Origin of the sequence: Aquabacter sp. (genome assembly GCF_965279295.1) — a bacterium.
In the GTDB taxonomy this organism is placed as follows: domain Bacteria; phylum Pseudomonadota; class Alphaproteobacteria; order Rhizobiales; family Xanthobacteraceae; genus Aquabacter.
Genome location: NZ_CBDIHQ010000015.1, coordinates 358,735 through 375,089, shown reverse-complemented (window position 1 = coordinate 375,089; position 16,355 = coordinate 358,735). Strand labels below are relative to the sequence as shown.

The window sequence follows — 16,355 nt, the reverse complement described above, 5'->3', positions numbered from 1 at the left end:
CCAGATGGTGGCAAACAAGGGCATGGATCGCAGCTTAACGGCGGATGGTTTCAGAACAGGAAACTTGGAACGCACACGCCAGCGACGGGCACCGCCATTGTCCTGCCAGCGAGAGAGCGGCGCTAAAGAAAAACCAGCCTATCCCCGCCCGACCGCGTCGCGCACCAATTCCATGGTGAGGCGGAAATGGGCGTCGATGGCGGCGGAGGCGGCGTCCGTATCGCGCGCGATGGTCGCCTCGAATATGGCGAGATGCTCTGCGTTCACATCGCGCTCCCCGCCCGCGACAGTGCGGGCCAGCGCCCGGTAACGCTCCGACTGCTCGAACAGAGAGCGCCGGAAACGCATCAGCCACGTCAGACCGCAGGCCGAGACCAGCGCCTCGTGGAAGGCGAAGTGCAGATTGGCCCAGTCGCCGTCATGGGGCGCGGTCTGTCGGGCCAGCGCATAGGGCACCTGCCGCAGCGCATCCCAGGCGTCGCGCACCTGACGCTCCCATGCCGCATCGCCCTGCTTGATGGAGCGGCGCAGCGCCAGCGCCTCGATCTCGATGCGGGTGTTGGTGAGGTCTTCCAGATCGTCGATATCCAGCGGGGTTACGCGGAACCCGCGCTGGTCCTCGCTGGTGACGAACCCGTCCGCCACCAGCCGCGACAGGGCTTCGCGCACCGCGGAGAGGCTCACGTCGAACCGCTTCGCCAGCACCGCCACCGGCAGCTTCTCGCGGGGCGCGAGGCGGCAGGTGAGAATGTCGGCCCGAAGCGAGGCATGCACCGCCGATGTGAGCGAACGCACCGGGGCGACCGGCGCGTCGAACGCCGATGTCAGGCGGCTCTCGGTCAGCGGCTTGCGCATGCCTTCTCCTCAGCCCTTCAGCGACGCACGGGTGTGCGCGGCAATCTCGCCACGGGTCGCGACATAGATGTCGTCGCGGCCGGCGACGCGGCGGGCGATTTCCTCATACGCCCATGCCCCGGCGGCGCGGCCATAGCAATGGGCATGCGCCGTCACGTCGATGATCAGCGCACCGTCGTCGACCTTCAGGGTGTGCGACAGGAAATCCTCGAACATCGAAACGAATGTCGCCGCCGTGCGGCCAAAGCGCATGGCGTGCGGCAGATCGTTGATTTCCATGTTGAACGGCACCGCAACGATGTCCCCGTTCTCGAAAATCTGGAGGTAGGGGGCATCAGTGTCCAGCACATCGCCCTGCCAGTCGTATCCCTCTTCCACAAGGAAACGCATGGTGTCGAGGCCGGCGGTGCCGCGCGGGCTCATCCAACCGCGCGGGCGGGTTCCGGTGATGGATGCCAGCGCCTCCGTCGTGCGCTTCACGTTGTCCTTATTCTGCGCCTCGGTGAGACCGGCGGGGATGATGTCCTGGGCGTAGGAATGCGCGACGATCTCGTGGCCCGCATTGAAGATGGCGCGCACCTGGTCGGGATTGCGCTCGGCGAACACGCCGGAGATCATTGTGGAGGCCGTCACCTTCTGCCGGTCGAGGACGCGCAGCAGCCGCTCGATGCCGGTGATGGCGCCATATGTGCCCCACGACAGCGCATTGGCATCGAAGGTGCCCGGCGGGAGCGGGTTGCCCATCGGGCCAATGCCCGGCGCATTGCCGTCCGACCATGCCTCGTAGGCGACGTTGAACACCACAGCCACATGCTGACCGCCCGGCCAGCGGAAATCGCGGCCAAGCTTGCGAATTTTCGGGAAGGACGAGGCGGCGGCCGACGACATAGCGTTTACTCCCTTGTGTTCACTCTCTGCGCATCGCCTCACCACGTCCGGAAGAAGCCGTCAACATAAAATCGATTATCCACCCCAAACCCATGTTTCCTTTGGAAAGCTCATGGACGGGTGGATCGCGACACATTATGAACGCCGTCAATATCGATTTTCCAAGGGAGACGGTTCATGCGGCTCATGATGGTGAAGACTGACGACGGCGACGTTCTTGGCCTCGTGAACGGCGAAGAAGTGACACTACTCCCCGGCAGGACGCTGCTTGACGTTGCCGCCGGCGGCGCTGCCGCACAGGCCGAGGTAATCGACGCCGCGGCCGACTCACCTCCTGGCGCGACGCTTCCGCTCGCCGACGTTCGGGCGGCACAGCCGTTCCTGAACCACGGCAAGTTCATCTGCATTGGCCTCAACTTCACCGACCACGCGAAAGAAGGCGGGAATCCGATCCCCGACTATCCCGCGCTGTTCATGCGCGTGCATTCCTCGCTGATCGCCGACGGCGAGCCCCTCGTTGCCCCGAAGGCGTCTCCCACCTTCGACTACGAGGCCGAGCTGACCATCGTCATCGGTAAGGGCGGCCGGCACATTCCCGAGGACGAGGCGCTCGACGCCGTGTTCGGCTACACCATCTTCAACGATGGCAGCGTCCGCACCTACCAGCGCAAGTCCACACAGTGGACGGCCGGCAAGAATTTCGACAAGACCGGCCCGGTCGGCCCGGTTGTCGTGACCACAGACGAACTGCCCCCCGGCGCTGAGGGCCTGAAGATCCGCTCCTATATCAACGGCCAGTTGCTTCAGGACGGCACGACGTCAGACTTCATCTTCTCGGTCGCCAAGGTGGTCTCCACGCTGTCCGAGATCATGACGCTTGAACCCGGCGACATGATCGCCACCGGCACCCCGGCCGGTGTCGGCTATCCCCGCAAGCCCCCCGTGTTCATGAAGGCCGGCGACGAAGTCGTGATCGAGATCGAGGGCATCGGCCGCCTCGTCAATCCCGTCATCGACGAGGTCTGATCCCATGCGGGTGGTGGAGATCCGCGAGAAGGCGGTGAAGCTTCAGAGCAAGCTGCGCAACGCGGCCTTCTCCTTCGACGAGATGACCACCTCCCTCGTGGCGGTGGTCACGGATGTCGTTCGGTCGGGCAAGCCGGTGATCGGCTATGCCTTCAACTCCACCGGCCGCTATGCCTGCGGCGCGCAGATGCGGGATCGCATGATCCCGCGCCTGTTGCGCGAGGACGCACTGACGCTGGACCCCGCCGCCTTCGATCCGGACCTGTGGCTGAAGGCCATGATGTTCGGCGAGAAGCCCGGCGGCGACATGGAACGCTCGGTCGCCATCGGCACCATCGAGCATGCCCTTTGGGATGCGGTCGGCAAGATCGCCGATGTCCCGGCCTACCAGCTCATCGCCGACCGCTATCGCGGCGGCGAAGTGCAGAAGAAAGTGTTCTGCTATGTGGGCGGCGGCTGGTACGCCCCCGGCAAAAGCGTCGCCGACCTGCTGGACGAGGTGCGGCGCTATCTGGACATGGGCTACACCCTCATCAAGGTGAAGGTGGGCGGCGCCCCGCTCGCGGAAGACCTGGAGCGCCTGGAAGCCGTCATCGGCCTGCTCGGCGATCCCTCCATGCTCGCGGTCGACGCCAATTGCGGCATCCCCCCGGCGCTCCGGCCGGCCTATGCACAGGCCATGCGCCCCCTCGGCTTGCGCTGGTTCGAGGAAGCCGCGCACCCCAGCGATTTCCAGGGCAATGCGGATTTCATCGCCTCCTACCAGAACCCGGTGGCCACCGGCGAGAACCTGTTCTCCCTGGAAGACGTGCGCAACCTCGTGCGGCACGGCGGCATGCGGCCGGGCGTGGACATCATCCAGTCCGACATTCCCCAGTCCTACGGCATCGGCACCGCCGCGCGCATTCTCGCCATGCTGGCCGAGCACGGCTGGTCGGCATCCTCAGTGCTGCCGCACGGCGGCAACCAGATGTCGTTCAACCAGAGCGCCGGCTTTGGGCTGGGCATGTGCGAATCCTACCCCGACGCCTTCGGTGTCTTCTCCGGCTATTGCGATGACCTCAAGGTTGAAGACGGCTACATCGCCGCCGGCGACTGGCCTGGCCTCGGCTTCGAGCGTCAGGCGGAACTGTTCAAGCTGTTCCAGGGCGTAATGGTCTGAGGGTCACGCCGGGTCCACCATGGCGCCGGCGTTCATCACATTGTCCGGATCGAACGCCGCCTTCACGCGGCCCATCAGGGCGAGCCGCACCGGGTCGGCGTAACGCTCCAGCAGGTCGCGCTTGATGCGGCCGATGCCGTATTCCGCGCTGAAGCTGCCGCCGAGCGATCCGGCGATGGCGTAAAGCGCGTGGGCGAGCCCGTCGTTGATGTCACGGGTGAAGGCGAGCCGGTCTGCCCCCCTTGGCACCATGATGTTGTAGTGGATGTTGCCATCGCCCACATGCCCGTACACCGACAGCACCAATGTCGGATCATGGCGCCGCACGGCCTCGCCGCCTTGCGCGAGGAAATCCGCAAGCCTGGAGAGCGGCACGGAAATATCCAGCTTCACCGAACCCCCGGCGTGTTTCTCGCCCTCTGGGATGGTCTCGCGGATGCGCCACATATCAAGGCGCTGCTTTTCAGATTGGGCGAGGAAAGCATCTTCGACCCAGCCCTTCTCCATCATCGCCTCGATGATCGCGCCCAGAAGATCGTCCAGCGGCACCCGGTGCGATGAGGCCGAGAGTTCGATGATGACGGCGCCGCCCGCACCAGTGCGCAGGCCCGCATCCCCCTGGCCGAGAGCGGCAACAAGATCGAGCGAATTGCGGGTGACGAACTCGAAGGATGAAACGAGATCAGCGCTTTCCCGCCGCACGTCAGCGAGCATGCCGGAGAGGGCGGCAGCGTCCGATATCTGCACCCAGGCGGTGGCGTGGGCGACGGGCTTGGGCACCAGCTTCAGCACCACGCCGGTGACAATGCCGAGAGTGCCCTCCCCGCCGATGAAAAGCTGCTTCAGGTCGTAACCCACATTGTGCTTGCGCAAGGTGCGCATGTCAGAAAGGAGCGAACCATCCGCCAGCACCGCCTCGATGCCGAGGATCTGGTCGCGCGCCATACCGAAGCGCAGCACGTTGAGGCCGCCGGCATTGGTGCCGACATTGCCGCCGAGCCGGCAGCTTCCCTCCGATCCCAGGCTGAGGGGCAGCATGAGCCCATGGGTATCGGCCGCCGCCTGTACGTCCGCGAGAATTGCCCCGGCGTCCGCCGAGAGGGTGAAGCCGGCGGCGTCCACCGCGCGAATGCGGGTCATGCGCTCAAGGCTCACAACAAGCTGGCGCCCGCCTGTGTCCGGGGTCGCGCCCCCCACATAGGAGGTATTGCCGCCCTGGGGTACGAGGCCGAAGCCGAGCCGGCGGGCAAGGCGCACGATCTCCTGCACTTCCGGCGTCGTGCGGGGCCGCAATACGGCAGGCGTCACGCCTTTCAGAAGGTCGCGATGGTCCACCACATAACGCGAGGTGAGGTCGGTATCTGTGAGGACACCAGCGTCTCCCAGCAGATCACGGAATGCGCCGATCCCGTCGGTGGTGGCCATCACGCGACTCCCTTAAAAATAAACGCGCCGTGTGTGGCACGGCGCGTCCGGTGTTGCATCCAGGAGGGAAAAGTCATTCGGCCTTGATGTTGGCCTTCGTGACGATCTCCTTCACCGCCGGAATCTCCTCGGCAACGCGCTTGGCAAGTTGTTCGGGCGTGCTGTTGACCACCTCGAAACCTAGCTTGTGGGCGTGCTCGATGGTCGAGGCCTCGGCCATGACCTCGCGGGTTTCCTTGATGATGCGGGCGACGATATCCGGCGGCGTGCCGGCAGGCGCGAACAGGGCCTGGAACGTGTCCGACACGAAACTCTTATAGCCAAGCTCCACCATGGTGGGGACGTCGGGCAGCGAAAACCACCGCTTCGCGCCGGTCACAGCCAGCGCCACGAGCTTGCCCGACTTGATGAGCGGCTCGGCAGGCGGCAGCGCGACGCAGGCATATTGCACATCGCCTTGTAGCACTGCAGTGGTCGCCGGACCGGCACCACGATAGGGAATGTGGGTTGAATCAAGGTTTTCCAGCAGCTTCAGCCATTCCCCTGACATTTGTGACTTGGTACCGGCGCCGGGACTGGAATAATTGAACGTGGCCGGCTTCGCCTTGATCCGCGCGATCAGTTCGGGGAGCGTCTTGATGCCGGAATCCTCACGCACGATGAACGTATTGGGCGAGTTCACCAGTTCCGAGATCGGGATGAAATCCTTGATCGGATCGTAGGGAATCTTGTCGAAGATCGCCGGGTTCACCGCGATCGAGGTGGAGGTGAGCAGCAGCGTGTAGCCGTCCGGCGTGGCACGCGCGGCGAGGCCCATGCCGGTGTTCCCGGCGGCACCGGGGCGATTGTCGATGACGATCGCCTGGCCAAGGCGCTTCTGGAGGCCCTCGCCGAGCACCCGCGCGATCAGGTCTGTCGGTCCGCCTGGCGCGAAAGGGACAATGAGGGTGATCGGACGGGTTGGGAAATTCGATTGGGCACCCGCCGGAGCCCCAGCGAGCAATGCGAAGGACACTGCCGCCATGCCGATGGCAAAGCGCCGCGAAACCGTCCCTAGGCCGCTGCGGCGGATGACCGCCGGCGTAAGCGTTCTCATTTGGCGTTTCCTTCCTGTTCAAGACCGGGACACCGCGCCGTTGTTTTTTGCTGCGGAGCTATCGGTAGTCCCCTCTCCCGCGTACGGGAGAGGGTGAGCCTGCTGTCGTTCAGTCGATGGAAATCCCGGACGACTGGATCAGTTCGCGCCACATGGGCACTTCCCTGTCCACCACGGCCTGGAGTTCAGCCGGCCCCTGGGCGAGGACACCGAAGCCGACCTTGGCGAGCTTTTCCTTGATGTCAGGGCGCTTGAGCACCTCGATCACGGCGGCAGAGACCCGGTCGATCACCGGCTGCGGAGTGGCGGCCGGGGCGAACAGCGCCTGGAAGGTCTCCGATTCGAAATCCGGAAAGCCCGACTCGATCACGGTCGGCAGGTCCGGGAGATCGAACCACCGCTGCAAACCGGTCTCGGCGAGGCCGATGACCTTGCCGGACTTGATCTGCGGGTGGGCGGGCGGCAAAGCGGTGGAGGCCAGCGGCACTTGATTGCCGAGCACGGCTTGCATCGCCGGGCCCGCGCCGGTGAAGGGAACGTGCAGTATGTCAATGCCCGCGCGCTTCTTCAACAGTTCCATCGCCAGATGCGGCGTCGTGCCTGCTCCGGGGCTGGCATAGGCGAGCTTGCCCGGCTCTGCCTTGGCCTGCTTGATGAGATCACCAAGCGTCTTGATGCCGGCCTGCGGGTTGGCGACGAACACGTTGGGCGACGAGCCGAGGTTCGAGACCGGCTTGAAGTCCTTCTTGACGTCGTACGGCACGTTTTTATAGAGGCTCGGGTTCACCACATAGGCGCTGGATGTCAGCAGCATGGTGTAGCCGTCCGGCGTAGCGCGGGCGACCGCGCCGATGCCGATATTGCCGCCGGCTCCGCCCCGGTTCTCAATGATCACCGACTGGCCGAGCAGTTCGCCGAGAGGACCCGCGACCATGCGCGCCATGACGTCCGTGGGGCCGCCGGGGGCGAACGGAACGATGAAGGTGATGAAACGCTCGGGATACGCCGCGTATGCGGAACGCATAAGCGCCGGTGTCGCCAGAGCGGCGCCGAAAAGCGTAAGGGCGCGGCGGCGGGTGATGCCGGTCGCGGAATCAGGCCGGTTGTTGTTCGAGGACACGTCTTCCCCTCCTTGTATGTACAGGCACAATGGTGTCATCCATGCGCCGGAGCACGTTCCATCCCTTAGAGGCAGGCCTTGCCCGCCGCCGGGTTTGAGGCGCGCACCAAGATGCGCGCCGGCTCCGGTCGATGTTCTTGAACGTTTGAACCGTACCGCTCGGCATGACCTAGCGGCACGGGATCATCCGCTTTCGCTCAGCGGATCGCCATGGGATTCACGGGGCCACCCACCGCGCCCGTGATCGGAAGCGTCGGGGCGACGAACATGAACTCATAGACCTTGTCTTCCGCGCAAGCGGCAGCGAGGTCGTCGAGGAAGAAAATCTCGCCCATGGTCAGGCCCATTATGGGGATGCAGATCCAGTGCCAGGGCTGGTTGACCTCGCTGTCGTTCGGACGCACCTCGACACCCCAGGTATCGGTGGCGATCGCCGCGACCTGCTTCTCGTGCAGCCAGTAGAGCGTCTCGAAGGCGAGGCCGGGGGCGTCGCCGCCGGGGTAGCCGTCCCAATGGCCCAGCTTCTTCTGCTTGGCCATCATGCCGGTGCGGATCAGCAGAAAGTCGCCGCGCCCTACCGTCACATTCTGTGACTTGCAGGCGGCGTCCAGCACTTCGTTGGTGATGGCGAAGCCGTCTTCCAGATACTCGACGCCCATATGGCGGGCGATGTCGAGCAGAACGCCACGGCCGACCATTCTATCGCGCACATGCTCGATGCCGCCCTTGGCAGCGCCGAAGGACGACACCTCACGGCAATCATAGCCGTTCCACATATAGTCTTTGTAGAAAATGTGGCCGAGGCCGTCCCAATGGGTCGCGGACTGGAGCGGCAGCAGGACCAGATCGTCGGCGGAACGGATGCCGCGCTTGTCGAGCACGCCGGAATAGGCGTCCGTTCCAGTGCGCAGCATGGTGTGCACGGGATTGAAGCGGCCAACCGGCGGGAATTTGGTCTTGCCGCCTTGCGGGCCCTTATTGTCGAAATCGATCGCGAGGGAGAACACCTTGCCGGTGCGCACCAGGGTGGCAGCGCGCGCCACGTCCTCGGGCTGCACATAGTTGAGCGTCCCGATGTGGTCTTCCGGACCCCATTTTCCCCAATTCTTCAGCTCTTCAGCGGCCTCTTCGACGAGCTTCAGGGTGATGGGGGCGGCAACTGTCTTAGTCATGCTTGGACGTTCCTTCCTTGAACTCTTGATTAAACCGCGTGCGGCCCCGCCCCTTCTCCGGGTGCGAGACCGCCCGCACTGAAAAAATCCTAATCGCCGGCCTTCCCCGCCAGGGACGGCGCGTCGTCCGCGATGCTCGGAGCCCGAAAGCCCGCCGCGAGGAACGGGATGAGATGCGCCAGGGCTCCGCGCCCGTCGCTCGGGTCGCAAGCATTGCTGGTCAGGCTTTGGATCCGCCCACTGTCAGCCATGGTGTAGACCATGGTGCCGAGCAGAAAATGAAAGCGCCACGCCAGTTCCGCGCGCGGCAAATCCGGCAATGCATCGGCGAGCGCCGCCATGAACGCCTTGCTGCTCTCGTCGAACGCCTTGGAGAGAATCCGCTTGGAGACCTTCTCCGATTCCGAGCCCAGCCGGGCGCGCAGCCGGGCAAAGGCCGGCCCACCGAAGCGCGGCTCCACCCCGAGCGTTAGGGCGGGATAGAGGAAAGCGGTGAGCAATTGCTCCAGCAATGGCGAGCGATCCGGCGCGGCGTGGCATTCGCCGAGCATGCGCATGCGCTCGTCGGCGATGGGCTTGGCGCGCGCCTCGAAGATCGCTTCGAGCAGCCCTTCCTTGGAGCCGAAATGATAGTGGAGCGAAGCGAGGTTCACTTGCGCGGCGGCGGTGATGCCGCGCACGCTGACCGCCGCCAGACCTTCATCCGCGAACATGCGCTCGGCCACCATGAGCATGCGCTCGCGCGGGGTCAGGCCGGCCAGGACCGAGCGGATATCCGCGAACCGATCTTGCGGCTGCGTCTCGTCCACTTCCACCAGGCGCGGCGGCTCGGTCGACATCCGGTTTGGCTCCCAAACGCACACCCGCCACAAGCGAGGCCTTGACGTATTCAAACGTATGTTTACCGTAAACAGTCGTTTACATATGTCAAGCTTCCGTACGAACGCGGAGGCAGCTCAGCAGGAGACGCTGAACGTGGGTAAGACTATCCTCACCGTTGCGGTGACAGGAAACCAGACAACTTTGGCCCAGCATCCGGGCCTGCCCTGCACACCCGAGCAGATCGCCAATGCGGCGATCGAATCGTGCAAGGCCGGCGCCGCCGTGGCGCACATCCATGTGCGATACGACAACGGCAAGCCGAGCATGGAGCTGGAGCATTACCGCGAGGTCGTGGACCGGATCCGCGATTCCGGCTGCGGCCTCATCATCAACCTCACCACCGGCCCCGGCCAGAGATTCGTTCCCGGCGCCGAAGACCCCAAGGTGTTCGGCCCCGGCACCACCCTGATGGCCCCGGAAAAGCGCGTCGAGCACATCATCGCGCTCAAGCCGGAAATCTGCACCCTCGACCTCAACACCATGTGGTCGGGCGATTCGGTGGTCATCAACTCCCCGAAGAACGTGACCGTCATGGCGAACGCCATGAAGGAAGCCGGCTCAAAGCCAGAACTCGAAGTGTTCGACAGCGGCGACATCCAGCTTGCCAAGGTGCTGATCGCTGAAGGCGTTCTGGAGGAGCCGCCGCTGTTCCAGATCGTCACCGGCATCCGCTACGGCTTCCCCGGCACGGTGGAGACCCTGGTGTATGCCAAGTCGCTGCTGCCCAAGAACGCCCATTGGGCTGCCTTCGGCATCGGCCGCATGATGTTCCCCATGGTCGCCGCCGCCTACGCGCTCGGCGCCCATGTGCGCTGCGGCTTCGAGGACGGCGTGCAGATCCGTCGCGGTCAGCTCGCGGCGAGCAATGCCGAGCAGGTGGCAAAGGCCGCGCGCATCATCGACGACCTGGGCGGCGAGCTTGCCAGCCCCGATGAAGCCCGCGCCATTCTCGGCCTTAAAACGTGAGCCCCACCGCCCTTCCCCTCGCCGGACGCGTCGCCCTCATCGTGGGCGGCTCCGGCGGGATCGGATCGGCCGCTGCCGAGCGCTTCGCCGCGCTCGGCGCCAGCGTCATCGTGACCTACCGCTCACGCGGGGCGGATGCGAAGGCATTGGTGGCGCGGCTGCCCGGCAGCGGGCATGCGGCGGAAGAGGCGAGCGTCGAAGACAGCGCATCCCTCGCCCGGCTTGCGGAAACCCTGAAGGCGCGCCACGGCGCGCTCCACATCATGGTCAATGCCGCCGGCTTCACCAAGGCCGTCAAGCATTCCGACCTGGATGCGCTGGACGATGACCTCATCGACCGGATGTTCACGGTGAACTGGCGCGGCAGCTTTGCCGCCGTGCGGGCGTTCGCGCCACTGCTGACGGCGAGCGGCGACGGGCTCATCGTCAACCTCTCATCCATCGCCGGATCCAACGGCATCGGCAGCAACATCGCCTATTGCGCGGTGAAAGCGGGCATCGACGTCATGACCAAATCGCTGGCGCGGGCTCTGGCTCCGGCGGTGCGCGTGATGGCGGTTTCGCCGGGCGTGGTGGACACGGACTTCGTGCCGGGCCGCGACGCCTCGTTCAACGAGAAGGTCTCGGCCACCATCCCGCTGAAGCGCATCGCGACGGCGGGCGACGTGGCGGACGCTATCGTCGCCTGCGCCACCGCGCTCAAATATTCCACCGGCTCCATCATCATGGTGGACGGCGGACGGGCACTGTAGGACTGCCTCAGGCACCTGGACCCCAACCGGTCGTCCGCCTCAGGCGGGCGGCCGGTTTGTTTTTTGGGGATGTGGGGGGATGCGCTTCCTTTTCCCCGGCCAAGCGACGGCACAGCCGGAGCGCCGAGCCGGGGTCCAGCGCAAGAGACCGCCGAAGGCGTTTCTCCTCATTTTCGACGCTGCGCGGCGGAAATGCCCAGGCGCTGGTCGCGGGGTGACGGCTTCGCCGAATTTGTGCGCTGGACCCCGGCTCTGCGCTCGAGCTTCGCTCTCACTTGGCCGGGGAAAGGCGATGGTGATGCATCGCCCCGCACACAAACCTCTCAACCTTGCGCCCCGGCGTGCTACACCGCCCGCGCAGTGAAGTTCAGAGCCCCCACATGAGCCGTTTCTGGAGCCCGATCGTTGAATCGCTGACCCCCTACGTGCCCGGCGAGCAGCCGCGCATCGAAGGGCTGGTCAAGCTGAACACGAACGAAAATCCCTATCCCCCCTCCCCGCGCGTCGCACAGGCGATCGCCCGCGAGGCCGAATCGCTGCGCCTCTATCCCGATCCAACCGGCATGGTTCTGCGCGAGGCCGTCGCGCGCCGGTTCGGGGTCGGCGTGGACGAGGTGTTCGTCGGCAACGGCTCGGACGAGGTGCTGGCGCACGTCTTCCAGGCGCTGCTGAAGCATGATGCGCCGCTGCTGTTCCCGGACATCACCTACAGCTTTTACCCGGTCTATTGCGGGCTCTATGGCATCGAACCCGCGGAAATCCCGCTGGACGATGCCCTGCGCATCCGCATCTCGGATTATCAGCGGCCGTGCGGCGGCATCATCGTCCCCAACCCGAATGCGCCGACGGGAATCAGTCTCACGCCGGCGGAAATCGAGGCACTTCTCCTCGCCCAGCCCGACCGGGTGGTGGTGATCGACGAGGCCTATGTGGATTTCGGTGGGGAAAGCGCGATCCCCCTCGTCGCCCGCCATCCCAACCTGCTGGTGGTGCAAACCCTCTCCAAATCGCGGTCATTGGCCGGCCTGCGGGTCGGCTTCGCCGTCGGTCAGGCGCAGTTGATCGAGGCCCTTGTGCGGGTGAAGGACAGCTTCAACTCCTACCCGCTCGACCGCCTCGCCTTGGTGGGCGCGGCCGCTGCGATCGAGGATGAGGTGTGGTTCGACGAGACCCGCGGGCGGGTCATCGCATCTCGCGAAAGGCTGACGAAAGCCTTGGAGGGACTGGATTTCGAGGTTTTACCCTCAAGCGCAAACTTCCTGTTCGCCCGCCACCCCGGTACGCCCGGCGGGGAACTCGCGGCCAAGCTGCGGGAGAAGGCGATCCTGGTCCGCCACTTCCGGCGCCCGCGCATCGAGGACTATCTGCGCATCACCATCGGCACGGACCGCGAATGCGACCGGCTGGTGGAGGCGCTTGTGGACATCCTGACGCGCTGACCTGCGAAAATCCGCATGGAAGCAATGTTTCCAGGCGCCGCCTGTTTGGCTTGCCATTGAAACCTGTGGCCACCTTCGCTATAGGGGCGCACGATTATCCGAAGTGGCCGGTCGGCCAACCCTCGGCCGTGTCCGCAGCCCTCGCAAGCGCGAGCCGGTCGCGCGAAAGGTGGCCGAGCACCATAGAGGCGCATTCATGTCTTCCACGTTCGATACGGTCGCCAACATCATCGCCGAAACGTGCGACATCCCCCGGGACACCATCACGCCCGAGAGCCACGCCATCGACGATCTCGGCATCGACAGCCTGGACTTCCTGGATATCGCCTTCGCCATCGATAAGGCGTTCGGCATCAAGCTGCCTCTGGAGCAGTGGACCCAGGAAGTGAATGACGGCAAGGCCACCACCGAGCAGTATTTCGTGCTCAAGAACCTCTGCGCGCGCATCGACGATCTGGTCGCTGCGAAGTCGGCCTGAGGTCGGACGGAGCTGATGCGTCCCGAAGTTTTCAAGATGGTGGACCGGGTCGTGGCAATCGACCCTGGTCTCAAGACCATCCATTGCCAGGGCCTCGTGCCCCAGGAAAGCTCGATCTTCGAGGGCCACTTTCCCGGCTATCCCATAATGCCGGGCGTGCTGTTGATCGAGGCCATGGCCCAGACCACAGGCTGGCTGATCCTGGCGCGCAACCGCTTTGAAAAGATGCCCTTCCTCGCCACCGTCAAGGAAGCGAAGCTGCGCACCTTCGTGGTGCCGGGGCAGAATCTCGACCTGTACTCCGAGATCATCCATGAGGGCTCCGGCTTCGTGGTCGCCAAGACCCACGCCATGCTCGATGGCAAGCCGATCTGCAACGCCGACCTGACCTTCCGCGTACTCAGCTGGCCGGAAGGCCGCATGAAGGCGACCGTGATGAAGGTGGCCGAGCACGTCCAGTTCCCCGTCGCGGATTATGTGGATGCATGAGGGCATGAAGCGCGATGTCTGGATTACCGGCATCGGCCTGGTTTCTTCGCTTGGCGAGGGGCCTGACGCCCATTGGGAGGCCCTGTCGGCCGGCAACGCGCCGATAACCGATGCCGAGCGTTTCGCCCCTTACGTGGTGCATCCTCTGGTCAAGCTCATCTACGACAGCCAGATCCCCAAGAAAGGGGATCAGCGCCAGATGGAAGCGTGGCAGCGCATCGGCACCTATACCGCTGGGCTCGCTCTGGACAGCGCGGGCATCTCCAAGAACACGGAAATCCTCGGCCACACCGACATGATTGTCGGCGCGGGCGGCGGCGAGCGCGACCATCAGGTGGACACGGCGATCCTCAACGATCTGCTGAACTCCAACGATGTCGGGCGCCAGCTCAACGAGCGCCTGTTGGCGGACCTGCGTCCCACCCTGTCGCTGGCGCAGCTTTCCAACCTGCTGGCGGGCAACATTTCCATTGTCCATGGTGTAACCGGTTCCTCGCGCACCTTCATGGGTGAGGAAAGCTCCGGCGTAGACGCGGTGCGCGTGGGCTTTTCCCGCATCGCCGCCGGCCAGAGCGAAATCGGCCTCGTGGGCGGCGCCTACAACGCCGAGCGGGAGGACATGCTGCTCCTTTACGCGCTGAACGACTTCTGCATGACCGGCACGTTCCGCCCGGTGTTCGGCGAAGGCGATGCCCCCGGCATCCCGTCCGGCTCCATGGGGGCGTTCCTGGTGCTGGAATCTCCCGAGCATGCCACCGCGCGCGGCGCCAAGCCCATCGCCAAGCTCTCGGGCGTATGGTCCGAGCGTGCCCAGCGCAATCAGCCGGGTAAGCTTGCCGAGAAGATTGCCGGGCTGGTGGATAAGGCCGGCAAAGCGTCCGGCACAGTCGTCTTCTCCGGCGCGGCTGGCGGACACGGCGCCACCGAGGCGGAAGCCCAGGTGCTGCGCGCCGCGAAGCTGCCGGTGCGCGCCATTGCCAACCGCATAGGCCACGGCTTTGAGGCGCAGTTCCCCGCCGCAATCGCTCTGGCGGCACTTTCCGTATCCAACGGCACCCTGTTCCCGACCCTTCCGGGCGACACCGTCGAGACCGGCGAAGGGTCCGTGGACCGCGTGCTCGTGACCGGCGTCGGCCATTGGCGTGGCGAGGGTGCTGGTCTGGTCGAGAAGATCGGCTGATCTTTCGCTGACAAAACGTCCCTCCGCGACTGCGTGACGGTCGCGTTTTCCGCGCGATAAACTACATAGAGCGGGAAAGACGCGCCGGGCGGGGCGCCCCAGCATCAGGAGCAGCGCATGGCGCAGGCGCATACGGACAAGTTCGGCCGGCCTATCGTGGTCGTGACCGGCATCGGCATCGTCTCATCCCTCGGGCAGGGCAAGGCGGAGAACTGGCGCCGCCTGACCGCTGGCGAAAGCGGTATCCACACCATTACCCGCTTCCCCATCGAGGGGATGCGCACCACCATCGCCGGGACCGTCGATTTCCTGTTCGACGAGCGCGTGGCCGCCCCGGACCTCTCCGAGCGCCTTGCGACACTCGCCGCCGAGGAAGCCATCAGCGAAGCCGGCATAGGCGGCAAGGGGTCATTCCCGGGCCCGCTGTTCGCCGCCGTACCGCCGGTGGAGATGGAATGGCCGGAAAAGTTCAAGCTCGCGGAAAACGTGCCCGATCGGCCGCTGGTCTATCACGACCTGCTCGCCTCCGCGGCCACCGGCAAATTCCGCCCCTGGCACGAGCGCTTCCTGTTCGGCTCCGTGGCGGACCGGCTCGCGGATCGCTTCGGCACCCAGGGCCAGCCGATTTCGCTTTCCACCGCATGCGCGTCCGGCGGCACTGCCATTCAGCTTGGCGTCGAGGCGATCCGACGCGGAGATTGCGATGTGGCGCTCGCGCTCGGCACTGACGGGTCGGTGCACCCCGAGGCGCTGATCCGCTTCTCGCTGCTCTCTGCCCTCACCACCGCCAACGACAAGCCCGGGGAAGCCGCAAAACCCTTCGCCAAGAACCGCGACGGCTTCGTGATGGCCGAAGGCGCGGCTGCTTTGGTGCTGGAAAGCATGGAGCACGCCGTCGCGCGCGGCGCGCGCATACTCGGCGTCGTGGAAGGCTGCGGCGAGATGGCGGACAATTTCCACCGCACCCGCTCCAGTCCCGACGGCAAGCCCATCATCGGCTGCGTGAAGAACGCCCTCGCGGATGCCGGCGTCACGCCTGAGGATGTGGATTACATCAACGCTCATGGCACCTCGACGCCCGAGAACGACCGCATGGAATATGTGGGCCTCAAGGCGGCGTTCGGTGAGGAATTGCTGGCAGGCATCCCGTGCTCGTCCAACAAGTCCATGATCGGCCATACGCTGACGGCGGCGGGTGCCATCGAGGCAGCCTTCTCGCTGCTCACCATCGCCAACGGCCGCATTCCTCCGACCATCAACTACCATTTCCCCGATCCGGCGATCCCCTTGGACGTGGTCCCCAACGTCGCCCGCGACAAGCAGGTGCGGCGGGTGATTTCCAACTCCTTCGGCTTCGGCGGACAGAATGTCAGCCTCGTGCTGGCGGCAGAGCCGGCGTGATGACGGGGAGAGGCTTGCGGCGGA

At 65.1% G+C, this 16,355-nt stretch carries 16 protein-coding genes; 9 read left to right on the top strand and 7 right to left on the bottom strand.

Translation table 11 applies throughout. From position 1 onward, the window contains the following. Nucleotides 1–138 precede the first annotated feature (138 nt). On the bottom strand, nt 139–855 hold the full coding sequence (locus tag ADADO0_RS12440) for a GntR family transcriptional regulator (protein ID WP_511305466.1): 717 nt from the start codon (nt 853–855) through the stop codon (nt 139–141). Nucleotides 856–864: 9 nt separating this feature from the next. Beyond that, on the bottom strand, nt 865–1,743 hold the full coding sequence (locus tag ADADO0_RS12435) for a polysaccharide deacetylase family protein (RefSeq protein WP_511305465.1): 879 nt from the start codon (nt 1,741–1,743) through the stop codon (nt 865–867). A 177-nt stretch (nt 1,744–1,920) separates the two neighbouring features. On the opposite strand from ADADO0_RS12435, the gene ADADO0_RS12430 reads away from it, so the two are divergent. Together ADADO0_RS12430 and ADADO0_RS12425 are read left to right on the top strand one after the other, a co-directional pair. Then, nucleotides 1,921–2,769 carry a fumarylacetoacetate hydrolase family protein gene (locus ADADO0_RS12430; protein ID WP_511305464.1) on the top strand — a complete coding sequence of 283 codons (849 nt, stop codon included), beginning with the start codon at nt 1,921–1,923 and terminating at the stop codon, nt 2,767–2,769. Between the two features lie 4 nt (nt 2,770–2,773). Beyond that, nucleotides 2,774–3,931 carry an enolase C-terminal domain-like protein gene (locus tag ADADO0_RS12425; protein ID WP_511305463.1) on the top strand — a complete coding sequence of 386 codons (1,158 nt, stop codon included), beginning with the start codon at nt 2,774–2,776 and terminating at the stop codon, nt 3,929–3,931. A 3-nt stretch (nt 3,932–3,934) separates the two neighbouring features. Here the strand turns inward: ADADO0_RS12425 and ADADO0_RS12420 are convergent, their stop codons facing one another. From ADADO0_RS12420 to ADADO0_RS12400, 5 genes are all read right to left on the bottom strand, one after another. Further along, complete coding sequence (locus ADADO0_RS12420; RefSeq protein WP_511305462.1) at nt 3,935–5,356, bottom strand: FAD-binding oxidoreductase; 1,422 nt, start codon at nt 5,354–5,356, stop codon at nt 3,935–3,937. A 73-nt stretch (nt 5,357–5,429) separates the two neighbouring features. Beyond that, nucleotides 5,430–6,452 (bottom strand): Bug family tripartite tricarboxylate transporter substrate binding protein, encoded by a 1,023-nt coding sequence (locus tag ADADO0_RS12415; RefSeq protein ID WP_511305461.1) that lies wholly within the window; start codon nt 6,450–6,452, stop codon nt 5,430–5,432. A gap of 109 nt (nt 6,453–6,561) precedes the next feature. Continuing rightward, nucleotides 6,562–7,572 (bottom strand): Bug family tripartite tricarboxylate transporter substrate binding protein, encoded by a 1,011-nt coding sequence (locus tag ADADO0_RS12410; protein ID WP_511305460.1) that lies wholly within the window; start codon nt 7,570–7,572, stop codon nt 6,562–6,564. A 197-nt stretch (nt 7,573–7,769) separates the two neighbouring features. Then, on the bottom strand, nt 7,770–8,744 hold the full coding sequence (locus ADADO0_RS12405) for a cyclase family protein (RefSeq protein WP_511305459.1): 975 nt from the start codon (nt 8,742–8,744) through the stop codon (nt 7,770–7,772). Nucleotides 8,745–8,833: 89 nt separating this feature from the next. Then, nucleotides 8,834–9,583 carry a TetR/AcrR family transcriptional regulator gene (locus ADADO0_RS12400; protein WP_511305458.1) on the bottom strand — a complete coding sequence of 250 codons (750 nt, stop codon included), beginning with the start codon at nt 9,581–9,583 and terminating at the stop codon, nt 8,834–8,836. A gap of 85 nt (nt 9,584–9,668) precedes the next feature. Here ADADO0_RS12400 and ADADO0_RS12395 point away from each other — a divergent pair, with 85 nt between their 5' ends. The 7 genes from ADADO0_RS12395 (at nt 9,669) to ADADO0_RS12365 (ending at nt 16,331) form a co-directional block, all read left to right on the top strand. Next, nucleotides 9,669–10,592 carry a beta-keto acid cleavage family enzyme gene (locus tag ADADO0_RS12395; RefSeq protein WP_511305457.1) on the top strand — a complete coding sequence of 308 codons (924 nt, stop codon included), beginning with the start codon at nt 9,669–9,671 and terminating at the stop codon, nt 10,590–10,592. Further along, nucleotides 10,589–11,344 carry an SDR family NAD(P)-dependent oxidoreductase gene (locus tag ADADO0_RS12390; RefSeq protein WP_511305456.1) on the top strand — a complete coding sequence of 252 codons (756 nt, stop codon included), beginning with the start codon at nt 10,589–10,591 and terminating at the stop codon, nt 11,342–11,344. The genes ADADO0_RS12395 and ADADO0_RS12390 overlap by 4 nt, the downstream gene beginning before the upstream one ends. Nucleotides 11,345–11,724: 380 nt before the next feature. Further along, on the top strand, nt 11,725–12,783 hold the full coding sequence (gene hisC / locus ADADO0_RS12385; RefSeq protein WP_511305455.1) for a histidinol-phosphate transaminase: 1,059 nt from the start codon (nt 11,725–11,727) through the stop codon (nt 12,781–12,783). A gap of 196 nt (nt 12,784–12,979) precedes the next feature. Continuing rightward, the gene (locus tag ADADO0_RS12380; protein WP_511305454.1) at nt 12,980–13,261 is read left to right on the top strand and encodes an acyl carrier protein; all 282 of its coding nucleotides are present in this window, start codon (nt 12,980–12,982) and stop codon (nt 13,259–13,261) included. Between the two features lie 15 nt (nt 13,262–13,276). Continuing rightward, nucleotides 13,277–13,750, top strand: a complete 474-nt coding sequence (locus ADADO0_RS12375; RefSeq protein ID WP_511305453.1) for a 3-hydroxyacyl-ACP dehydratase FabZ family protein — start codon at nt 13,277–13,279, stop codon at nt 13,748–13,750. Between the two features lie 4 nt (nt 13,751–13,754). Then, complete coding sequence (locus ADADO0_RS12370; RefSeq protein ID WP_511305452.1) at nt 13,755–14,930, top strand: beta-ketoacyl-ACP synthase; 1,176 nt, start codon at nt 13,755–13,757, stop codon at nt 14,928–14,930. A 117-nt stretch (nt 14,931–15,047) separates the two neighbouring features. Next, on the top strand, nt 15,048–16,331 hold the full coding sequence (locus ADADO0_RS12365; protein WP_511305451.1) for a beta-ketoacyl-ACP synthase: 1,284 nt from the start codon (nt 15,048–15,050) through the stop codon (nt 16,329–16,331). The last annotated feature ends 24 nt before the right edge of the window (nt 16,332–16,355 follow it).